Raw genomic sequence first — 9,058 nt, 5'->3', positions numbered from 1 at the left:
GCGACCTTCATGCCGGCGCCTTCCGCTTCGGCCAGGAAGCCGCGCACGCGGTCCTGCTGGCGGGCATTGATCAGCGGGCCCACGTCCAGGTCCGCCGCGGCCGGGCCGGTGACCGTGGCGGAGAATGCGTCCGACAGGCGCTTGAGCACGGTTTCATACACACCGCGCTGGATCAGCACGCGGCTGCCCGCGGAGCAGGTCTGGCCCGCGTTCTGGATGATGGCGCCCAGCAGCACCGGCAGGGCGGCGTCCAGGTCGGCGTCGTCGAACACGATCTGGGGCGATTTGCCGCCCAGTTCCAGGGTGACCGGCACGTGGTTCTCGGCGGCGGCGTGCGCCACCATCTTGCCGGTCTGCGGCGAGCCCGTGAAGGAAATGTGGTCGATGCCCGGGTGCGCGGACAGCGCCGCGCCGGCTTCGTGGCCGTAGCCGGTGCAGATGTTCAGGGCGCCGGCCGGCAGGCCCGCTTCGGCGGCGATCTCCGCCAGCTTCAGGAGCGACAGGCAGGCGTCTTCGGCCGGCTTGACCACGCAGGCATTGCCGGCGGCCAGCGCCGCGCCCACGCTGCGGCCGAAGATCTGCAAGGGGTAGTTCCAGGGCACGATATGGCCCGTGACGCCGTGCGGCTCGCGCACGGTCAGCACCGTGAAGCCCGGGTTGTAGGGAATGGTCTCGCCGTGCAGCTTGTCGACCGCGCCGGCGTAGAACTCGAAATAACGCGCCACGGCCGCGGCGTCGGCGCGCGCCTGCTTGATCGGCTTGCCGGTGTCGGCCGACTCCAGTTGCGCCAGCTCTTCCTGGCGGTCCAGCAGCGCGAAGGCGATCCTCATGAGCAGGCGGCTGCGCGCGGCGGGCGCCATCTGGCCCCACTCGCCTTCGTACGCCTCGCGGGCCACCGTCACGGCACGGTCGATGTCGGCCTGGCCCGAGCGCGCGATCGCCTCGAAAGGCTTGCCATCGGACGGGTTCAGGACGGGAATGGTTTCACCGGTGGCCGCGGCCACCCATTGATTGGCGATAAAGTTCTTCTGAGTCACGATGTGCGGAGTAAAGTAGCGGCCGGACGGCCGGTTGCGGGAATGAGGTAAGACGCGTTGCGCGATCGGACCAAGTTACGGGAGCCGCCGACAACTTGTCAATTGAATTGACAGCTTTTGTCCCAAGAGTCAGGATATTTTCCTGACATCTCGGGTTATCCCTAATAATTCAGCGATTTAACGCCACCCCGGACTTGTCATGCCGACTGACAAACCCCGCCTTACCGATTCAGGACCGTCGATGAGCAATGTGCGCGATCCGCAGCTGGCCTCGCTGCTGGAAGCCGCCAGCCGCCCCCGCCCCGAACTGGACGTGCTGGCGGAAGTGGCGTCCGGGCTCGGCTACGTGCGTGCCGAACGCTTCGCCGAGCGCGTGTACGAAAGCCTGTTCTACGCCATCGCCACCGGCAAGATCGCGCCGGGCAGCAAGCTGCCCACCGAACTGGAGCTGGCGGCGCTGTTCGAGGTGTCGCGGCCGGTGGTGCGGCAGGCGCTGGACCGGCTGCGCGAGGACCAGCTCGTCGACTCCATCCGCGGCTCGGGCACCTATGTGCGCGCCAAGCCCGATTTGATGGGCGGCATGCCCGCGGTGGATCCGGCGCGCCGGGTCGGCCACATCCTGGAAGGCCTGGAGCTGCGCATGGTGATCGAGCCCGAGTGCGCCTACCTGGCCGCCCTGCGCCGCACCGACGATGACCTGCGCGAGATGGACCGCATGCTGACGGGCTACGAAGAGGCCGACGCATCCGGCGCCATCGCCCACCACCACGATTACGGCTTCCATCGCGCCGTCGCGGCGGCCACCGGCAACCAGCGCTTCGTGCAGGTGCTGAAATCGCTGGAGTACGACGTCAGCCACGCCGTGAACGTCATGCGCCACCTGGTCCACAGCGAGCCCTGGAAACGCACCCGCGCCGCCATCGACGAACACCGCCATATCTACCGGCTGATCCAGGAACAGGACGCCGAAGGCGCTCGCAACGTCATGCGCGCCCATATTGAAAAAGCCCGCAGCCGCATGTTGAACAGCGGCCCGGAACACTGAGCAGGAAGCCTTTTACCCATGTCATCGCAACGCCCGTCACCGAACCTGGACCAGCAACTCGTCATCGTCACCGGCGCCAGCCGCGGCCTGGGCGCCGCCATCGCGCAGGCCTTCCTGCGCGAAGGCGCCAAGGTCGTCATCAACTACCTGAACAGCGCCGAACGCGCGCAGGACCTGGCCGCCACGGCGCCGGGCCGCGCCCTGGCGCTACGCGCCGACGTGCGCGACCCGGCGGCCGTCGCCGCCATGGTCGCCCAGGCCAGCGAACACTTCGGCCAGCCCGTCGGCACCGTGGTCAACAACGCCCTGCCCGCTTTCCAGTTCGACGGCGACGCGCGGCCGCATGCCGACACGCTGGACTGGGCCCGGATGAATGCGCAACTCGAAGGCAGCGTGCGCGCCGCGCTGAACACGACCCAGGCCGTGCTGCCCGGCATGCGCGCCGCCGGCGGCGGACGCATCGTCAACGTGGGCACCAACCTGGTCCAGAATCCCGTCGTGCCTTACCACGACTACACCGCCGCGAAGGCGGCGTTGCTGGCCTTCACCCGCACCCTGTCGCAGGAGCTGGGCGCGGACGGCATCACGGTCAATATGGTGTCGGGCGGCCTGCTGCGCACCACGGACGCCTCGGCCGCCACCCCGGAGGCGGTGTTCGACCTGATCGCCGCGGGCACCCCGCTGCGCGAAGTCACCACGCCCGCGCAGTTCGCCGATGCCGTGCTGTTCTTCGCCAGCCCCTGGTCGCGCGCCGTAACGGGCCAGAACCTGATTGTCGACGGCGGCCTGGTAAAGGGCTGAGCCCCCGCCCCCGGCTAGGGCGCCGCCGCTAGGCCTGCAGCCGGCGGGCGCTGATCTCGCCGGCGGCGTACCGGATGCCCTTGAGGGCGGCGTCTTCGCTGATGAACGCCGAGTCGCCCACGCCGATGCGGGTCCATTCATGGTGGGGCGCCGTCCGCACCCAGGCTTCATAACCCCTGTGGGCCGCGAGCGGCCGCAGCTCGTATTCGAGCCGATATCCGTTCAGCCTGATCACTCCTGTTCTCATGCTCGACTCCCTGCGCGTCAACCCCGGCCTGCGCGGCCGCAGGCACGCATTACGGTCCTTTCGGGGCCTGCCATCGGCATAGCCCGGTAGTCCTCCGCGCGTATCACTTCCGTGACGCGCTGGCCGTCCGCCATCCAGCGGCGGGCGACACTGACCACATCGGTGAACTCGGGCTGCGGCCCGTCCAGCAGCCAGCCGACTATCGGGACACCGGGAGGAACCGTTTCCAAATCAAGGCCTTTCATGCCGCTCTCCGTTCAGGGAACCGTTAGGAGCGTATCCATTCATTGAACCTTTAAGTATTAGGAATGCACAGAAAATCGAACATTTTGTATATTGATCACAAATTCACCTGCGAATGGAAGCGGGTGAACACGGCGACATACCTGCTCACATATCAAGGACCGGGCACCCAGCGCCCTTGAACCCGGCGCCCGGACACCCTTGAACGGCCCCTGGAAAACGGCGCGCGGCATGGGCGCGGTATCATCTGTCCCTCTGCCCGGCTGCCGCCCGAAAAGCCGCATCCATGAACCGTCTACGCGAAACATGAAATTAGCCACCTGGAACGTGAACTCCCTGAACGTGCGCCTGCCGCAAGTGCTGGACTGGCTTGCCGCCAATCCCGTCGACGTGCTGTGCATCCAGGAACTCAAGCTCACGGACGACAAGTTCCCCGAAACCGCCTTCACCGAGGCCGGCTACCACGCCGTCTGGGCCGGCCAGAAGACGTACAACGGCGTCGCGATCGTTTCGCGGATCCCCGGCACCGCCATGGAACGCAATATTCCCGGCTACGAAGATCCGCAGCAGCGCGTGCTGGCCCTGACGTTTCCCGGCCCGGAAGGCGATGTGCGGGTGGTTTGCGCCTATTGCCCCAATGGCCAATCGGTCGGCTCGGACAAGTACGCGTACAAACTGGAATGGTTCGAGGCCATGCGCAATTGGCTGGTGGAAGAAATCAAGCAATACCCGCGCCTGGCGGTGCTGGGCGACTACAACGTCGCCCCCGCGGACGAAGACGTGCACAATCCGGAAAAATGGGAAGGCCAGGTCCTCGTATCCGAACCCGAGCGCGCCGCCTTCAACGCCCTGCTCGACCTGGGCCTGACCGATTCGTTCCGCCTGTTCGAGCAGCCCGAGAAATCCTTCAGCTGGTGGGATTACCGCCAGTTCGCATTCCGCCGCAACGCCGGCCTGCGCATCGACCACGTGCTGCTGTCGGCCCCCCTGGTCAAGCGCTGCGTCGCGTGCTCGATCGACAAGGAACCCCGCCGCAACGAACAGCCGTCGGACCACGCGCCGGTGGTAGCCACCCTGGAATTCGTCTGACGCCAACATCGCTTGCGTCCGGCCGCGGCTTTATGTATAGTTGCGGTCTTGCTTTTGGGGCGGTAGCTCAGCTGGGAGAGCGTCGCGTTCGCAATGCGAAGGTCGGGAGTTCGATCCTCCTCCGCTCCACCAAATTCCAGACGGAAAAGCCTTGGACCACGAAAGTGCTCCAAGGCTTTTTTGTTTCCTGCCCGCCAGCGCGGTCACGGCGGATGGCAGCGGCACCCGGCCTCATGCCGCCGGCATGGCGGGCGGCCATCGATGGGTTTCGCTCTGGCCATACTGGCACCAGGCATACAGCGCGTCGTACATGACCATGCCTTGGGCGAGCATGGCATGGTCGTCGGCAAACAGGTGGGACAGGCCTAACGACAGGGCATATAGCCCGCCCGACTGCGGAGTCAGATCCAGGCGCGACGTGTCGGCGCCGCGCACGATCCCCGCCAAGCGCTGCAGCGCCGGGCTGCCCGCCAGCTTGTACTTATCGAGAAAGGCGTCAAAACTGCACAGTTCTCCAACGTGCGACAGTTCCACACCGGGGATGTCGTAGGGGATCGCGTCGGTTTCCTTGGCAATCCGCAGAACATCGCCCGCCGGCACGTAGAGAAACTCCGGCGCGTTGTCGATGAAGCGGGCGATCAGCCATGGGCAGGCGATGCGGTCGATCTTGGGGCGTTCACGAGTGATCCATCGCATGATGGGCTCCTTGAAAAGGACTTAGTGCACCAGGGGATAGACGGCCAGGCCGATCAGCGCCGCGCCCGCAACAATCATCGGTTCGGACAGCTTCTTGAAGCGCAGCAGCAACAGCACTGCGGCCACCGCCAATAGCAATGTCGGCACATCGACGATCGTGCGCCGGGCGATGACGACGACCGCGCCCGCGATCGCGCCGATCGCGGCGGCGGTCACGCCATCAACGAAAGCAAGAATCGCGGGCAGCTTGCCGTACTTCTTGAAGTACGGCGCCGGAATGATGGTGAACAGATAGCACGGCAGGAAGGTAGCCAGGGCCGCCGCGCAGGCGCCTGGCAGGCCGGCGACCAGGTAGCCGATGAAGCCGACCGTGATGACTACCGGCCCTGGCGTGATCATCGCCACCGCCACGGCATCGACGAACTGCTTATCGTTGAGCCAGTGGAAGTCGGTCACGACGCCACCATAGAGAAACGGCACGATCGCCAGCCCCGAGCCGAAAACGAAGGCCCCGGCCTGGGCGAAGAACAAGCCGATCTGCGCGAGCAGCGGCCAGTCCAGCGTGCTCAGCGTCGCTCCCGCCGGCAGGGATACCGCCGCAGCGGCCGGCAAATGGGCGGACTTCAGCCATTTGGGCGGCGCGCGACGAAACCAGACCAGCAGGCCGGCGGCGAGAAACAGCCAGGCACTCTCGGATTCGGTAATGACGGTGACGGCCGCCAGCGCCAGATAGATGGCCCACAACAGCTTGTCCTCGCCCACGCTCTTGGCGGTGAGCCTGTAGCCGCTGATGGCAATGATGCCGATCACGGCCGCGCTCACCCCGTAGAACACGGCTTGCATCCAGGCCAGGCCGCCAAAATGCACATAGGCCCAGCCCAGAGCCACGACCATGAAGAAGGACGGCAGCACGAAGGCGATGCCCGCCAGCGTGGCGCCGAGGATGCGGTAATGCACGTAACCGAGATAGATGGCGAGCTGCGCGGCCAGCGGACCCGGCGCAAGCTGGGCCAGCGCCAGCCCCTCCTTGTAGTCGCCGTCGGTGATCCAGCCCCGCCCTTCCACCAGGTCCCGGCGCATATAGCCCGCCAAGGCGACCGGGCCGCCAAAGCCCAGCGTTCCCAGCCGGATGAAATACCGGACGAGTTGCCAGAGCGTATAGGCTGGCGGCGAGACTCGCGGCGTTGCGCCGCCGCGGGCGGATTCTTGGGAGGGATTCACGATGCGTCCTTGGACAGGAGGACTCAGGTTTTGCCGCGGCCGCCGGAAAAGTGGGCATACAGGGAATCCAGCACTGCGCCGACTTCGGCCAGCAAGGCATCATCGCCGGGCAGGCGTTTGCGGGCGCCGGCCAGCATGGCCTCAAAGCCGGCGGCTTCCGGCGCCGCGGGGCCGCCCACGTCGAGCGCATGCACCAAGGTCCCCAACTGTGCAAGGCCGCGATTCTCATCGAGCCCAAAACTGGCTAGCAGGACCTCGAACGACACCCGATCGCCCACGTGCGTGAACGTGGCGCCGTCGAAATCAAAGCCCAGGGCATCGGGCGGGCAGTCCGCCGGACTTTCCAGCCATAGGAATTGCGCGGCGGGGTCGATGAAGCGCTGAATCAGCCAGGCGCAGGCGACGCGATCGACCCAAAGACGGCGCCGCGTCGCCCAGCGGCGGCCTTGGTAGTGAACGGGATCGCGGCGCGCAATGCCGCCTTCGGCCATATGCGGCTCGCCCGGCGAGAGCATCGCCTCGATGGCGTTGGAGAAATCGCGCCACTGCGCCTGCGCGCGCAGCGCGGTGTCGCCAGGAAAGAAGTCGATCCGGCGCAGCGCGTGAAAACTGCGCTCATGCCGGCGCAGCAGCCGGTTCAGCTCGGCCAGGCTCAGGGTCGCCAGGGTCTGGCGCGCCTCGGACAGTTCGGCCAGCCAGTCGTCATAGTCGGCCGTTCGGTCGAACAGGGCCTGGAGCGCGGCGGACTCGTCTGCGTTTCGGGGCTGGACGCGCAACAGCCAGGACTGCCCCCCTTCCTCGCTGGTCTCAGTGGCAAGCTCGGCCAGTTGTTCAGCTTGTTCAGCATGCGCCGGCAGCAGGTATGCGCCATCACGCAAAGCAATGCAGCCGAGCGCCTTGAGCGCGCGCCAGATGCGCATGCGCGCCGTGGCGCCACCCGTCGGCAGGCTGACGATGAGCAGGAGCCAGGAGGAAGTGGGCGAGGGGTCCATGGATGGCAGAATAGACACGCGGTTCCATCTCTGCAATATTGTAGAGATCTCTACATGCGAACCCGCCCGCCCCCCCCGCCCCGGCCCTGCAATCACCGCCCGGGCTTGAGCGTGTGCAGGTCCAGCAAGGTGAACCTTCCGCCGTCCTGCCATCCCCCGGTATCGATGTAGTAGACGTTGCCAAGCTGCGCCGGCTTGCGCAGCGTCATGTGCCCATGGACCACGGCGCGCACGTTGCGCACCGGCTGGGCGTATTGCATCCGATAGCGGTCGATGGACCACAGGCAGGCATCCTCGTCCTCCGGGCTGAAGCCAGCGTCGTGGATGGCCTGCCAATCGTCATAGGGGAAGTCGGCATGCACGAGGCCGACCACGCCCTGGGGCGTTTCCACCTCGATCGCCAGCGGCAAGGCGCTCAGGCGGGCCGCGATGCGCGCCTGGGTGTCGCGATCGCAGGCATCCAGCCATGCGCCCCCATGAACCCGATGATCGACGTCCGGAAGCGGGTCGTTCATCGCGCGACGCAGCGTCATCAGATCGTGATTGCCGCAGATGGCATGAAACCAGGGGCGGTCCAGCCAGGCCAGGACATCGCGAGATTCCGGCCCGCGATCGACCAGGTCCCCGACGGAAAACAATCTGTCGCGGCCGGGCGCGAACCCGACGGCAGCCAGCGCCGCATCGAGCCGGCTGAAATGGCCGTGGATGTCGCCCACGGCAAAATCGCGGCCCCGGGCGTTCGAAGGGAAGCGTTGGACGCGGGAATTGGCGGGCGTCATGTCGGGCTCATGTTCTTTTCTGGCGGCTCGTCCTGCGTGCCCCTCATGATACCGGGCGGCAAGCGCCCAGCACGTTGAGCAACGAGTCCAGCCCGAGGCGGTCGATGACCGCATCCACCGTTGCGCGTACGACCGGCTTGGGGCGATAGCCGACCGACAGGCCGGCCAGCGCCATCATCTTCAGGTCATTGGCGCCGTCGCCCACCACGATGGCGTCCGACGTGGGCACGCCGAGCTCGCGGCACAGTTGCGCGACATGCCTGGCCTTGACGTCTGCATTGATCAGCGTGCCCAGCAACTCCCCCGTCAGCCGCCCTTGCGCCACTTCCAGATGGTTCGACAGGTCGACGTCCAGGCCCAATTCCGCGCGCACCCGTCCGGTGAAATAGTCGAAGCCGCCGGAGACGATGGCGGTCCTCAGGCCGGCCTGCCTGGCGGCGGCGATCAGGGCGCTCGCGCCGGGGGTGATGCGCACCCGCTCGGCATACAGGGTTTCGAACGTGTCTACCGGCAAACCGGCCAGCAATCGCGTGCGCAGGCGCAGGCTGGTGTCATAGTCAACGGCGCCGGATTGCATGGCCTGCTCGGTCAAGCGGGCGACTTCGCCCTTCTTGCCGACCAGGTCCGCCAGTTCATCGATGCATTCGATATCGATCAAGGTCGAATCCATATCGAACACCAGCAACTTGAAATCCGACAGACGCCGGAAAGACCCGATCACCGCGGTATCCAACCCGTGCTCGCGCCCCAGTTCATGAATGGCCGCCCGGCTGGCCGCGGTAGCAGCCAGGGTGTAGCGCAGGCCGCCGCCATGGATACGGCGGCCCTCCTCGGCCTGGAACAGCGCCCCGATGCGCGCGGCCTCGCCGTCGGATAACGGCGTGTCCCGCTGGACAATCAAGTGCATA

General features: G+C 66.4%; 11 protein-coding genes and 1 tRNA gene. 4 read left to right on the top strand and 8 right to left on the bottom strand.

All coding sequences use genetic code 11. The annotated features are described in order from the left end of the window. On the bottom strand, positions 1-1,037 hold a 1,037-nt coding region (locus ACN6PJ_RS24300), incomplete at its 3' end, for an aldehyde dehydrogenase family protein (protein ID WP_427998355.1). Between the two features lie 241 nt (positions 1,038-1,278). On the opposite strand from ACN6PJ_RS24300, the gene ACN6PJ_RS24295 reads away from it, so the two are divergent. Both ACN6PJ_RS24295 and ACN6PJ_RS24290 read left to right on the top strand, forming a co-directional pair. Further along, on the top strand, positions 1,279-2,082 hold the full coding sequence (locus ACN6PJ_RS24295; RefSeq protein ID WP_427998358.1) for a FadR/GntR family transcriptional regulator: 804 nt from the start codon (positions 1,279-1,281) through the stop codon (positions 2,080-2,082). Positions 2,083-2,100: 18 nt separating this feature from the next. Further along, complete coding sequence (locus ACN6PJ_RS24290; RefSeq protein WP_427998354.1) at positions 2,101-2,883, top strand: 3-oxoacyl-ACP reductase; 783 nt, start codon at positions 2,101-2,103, stop codon at positions 2,881-2,883. Between the two features lie 28 nt (positions 2,884-2,911). On the opposite strand, the gene ACN6PJ_RS24285 is transcribed toward ACN6PJ_RS24290, so the two are convergent. Together ACN6PJ_RS24285 and ACN6PJ_RS24280 are read right to left on the bottom strand one after the other, a co-directional pair. Then, positions 2,912-3,130 carry a hypothetical protein gene (locus ACN6PJ_RS24285; protein WP_427998353.1) on the bottom strand — a complete coding sequence of 73 codons (219 nt, stop codon included), beginning with the start codon at positions 3,128-3,130 and terminating at the stop codon, positions 2,912-2,914. Positions 3,131-3,147: 17 nt separating this feature from the next. Continuing rightward, a complete protein-coding gene (locus ACN6PJ_RS24280) occupies positions 3,148-3,375 on the bottom strand; it encodes a hypothetical protein (RefSeq protein WP_427998352.1) in 228 nt (75 codons plus the stop codon). 304 nt (positions 3,376-3,679) lie between these two features. Here ACN6PJ_RS24280 and xth point away from each other — a divergent pair, with 304 nt between their 5' ends. Both xth and ACN6PJ_RS24270 read left to right on the top strand, forming a co-directional pair. Continuing rightward, entirely contained in the window at positions 3,680-4,462 is a 783-nt protein-coding gene (gene xth, locus ACN6PJ_RS24275; protein ID WP_427998351.1) for an exodeoxyribonuclease III, read from the top strand. A gap of 56 nt (positions 4,463-4,518) precedes the next feature. Then, positions 4,519-4,594, top strand: a tRNA-Ala gene (locus ACN6PJ_RS24270). A gap of 99 nt (positions 4,595-4,693) precedes the next feature. On the opposite strand, the gene ACN6PJ_RS24265 is transcribed toward ACN6PJ_RS24270, so the two are convergent. The 5 genes from ACN6PJ_RS24265 to serB form a co-directional block, all read right to left on the bottom strand. Further along, positions 4,694-5,158: a chromate resistance protein ChrB domain-containing protein gene (locus ACN6PJ_RS24265; RefSeq protein WP_427998350.1), complete on the bottom strand. Its 465-nt coding sequence runs from the start codon at positions 5,156-5,158 to the stop codon at positions 4,694-4,696. A 21-nt stretch (positions 5,159-5,179) separates the two neighbouring features. Continuing rightward, a complete protein-coding gene (locus ACN6PJ_RS24260) occupies positions 5,180-6,379 on the bottom strand; it encodes a chromate transporter (protein ID WP_427998349.1) in 1,200 nt (399 codons plus the stop codon). Between the two features lie 23 nt (positions 6,380-6,402). Beyond that, entirely contained in the window at positions 6,403-7,371 is a 969-nt protein-coding gene (locus ACN6PJ_RS24255; protein ID WP_427998348.1) for a chromate resistance protein ChrB domain-containing protein, read from the bottom strand. Positions 7,372-7,463: 92 nt separating this feature from the next. Beyond that, the gene (locus ACN6PJ_RS24250; RefSeq protein WP_427998347.1) at positions 7,464-8,150 is read right to left on the bottom strand and encodes a metallophosphoesterase; all 687 of its coding nucleotides are present in this window, start codon (positions 8,148-8,150) and stop codon (positions 7,464-7,466) included. A gap of 43 nt (positions 8,151-8,193) precedes the next feature. Then, positions 8,194-9,057, bottom strand: a complete 864-nt coding sequence (gene serB, locus ACN6PJ_RS24245) for a phosphoserine phosphatase SerB (protein WP_427998346.1) — start codon at positions 9,055-9,057, stop codon at positions 8,194-8,196. Position 9,058: the final 1 nt, after the last annotated feature.

This window comes from Achromobacter sp. (assembly GCF_050285585.1).
Lineage (GTDB): Bacteria > Pseudomonadota > Gammaproteobacteria > Burkholderiales > Burkholderiaceae_B > Achromobacter.
This window is presented reverse-complemented; position numbering and strand designations above follow the sequence as displayed.

Coding starts and splice junctions, on each gene's coding strand:
- ACN6PJ_RS24295 (WP_427998358.1), top strand. CDS start 1,279: ATGAGCAATGTGCGCGATCCGCAGCTGGCCTCGCTGCTGGAAGCCGCC.
- ACN6PJ_RS24290 (WP_427998354.1), top strand. CDS start 2,101: ATGTCATCGCAACGCCCGTCACCGAACCTGGACCAGCAACTCGTCATC.
- ACN6PJ_RS24285 (WP_427998353.1), bottom strand. CDS start 3,130: ATGAGAACAGGAGTGATCAGGCTGAACGGATATCGGCTCGAATACGAG.
- ACN6PJ_RS24280 (WP_427998352.1), bottom strand. CDS start 3,375: ATGAAAGGCCTTGATTTGGAAACGGTTCCTCCCGGTGTCCCGATAGTC.
- xth (WP_427998351.1), top strand. CDS start 3,680: ATGAAATTAGCCACCTGGAACGTGAACTCCCTGAACGTGCGCCTGCCG.
- ACN6PJ_RS24265 (WP_427998350.1), bottom strand. CDS start 5,158: ATGCGATGGATCACTCGTGAACGCCCCAAGATCGACCGCATCGCCTGC.
- ACN6PJ_RS24255 (WP_427998348.1), bottom strand. CDS start 7,371: ATGGACCCCTCGCCCACTTCCTCCTGGCTCCTGCTCATCGTCAGCCTG.
- ACN6PJ_RS24250 (WP_427998347.1), bottom strand. CDS start 8,150: ATGACGCCCGCCAATTCCCGCGTCCAACGCTTCCCTTCGAACGCCCGG.
- serB (WP_427998346.1), bottom strand. CDS start 9,057: ATGCACTTGATTGTCCAGCGGGACACGCCGTTATCCGACGGCGAGGCC.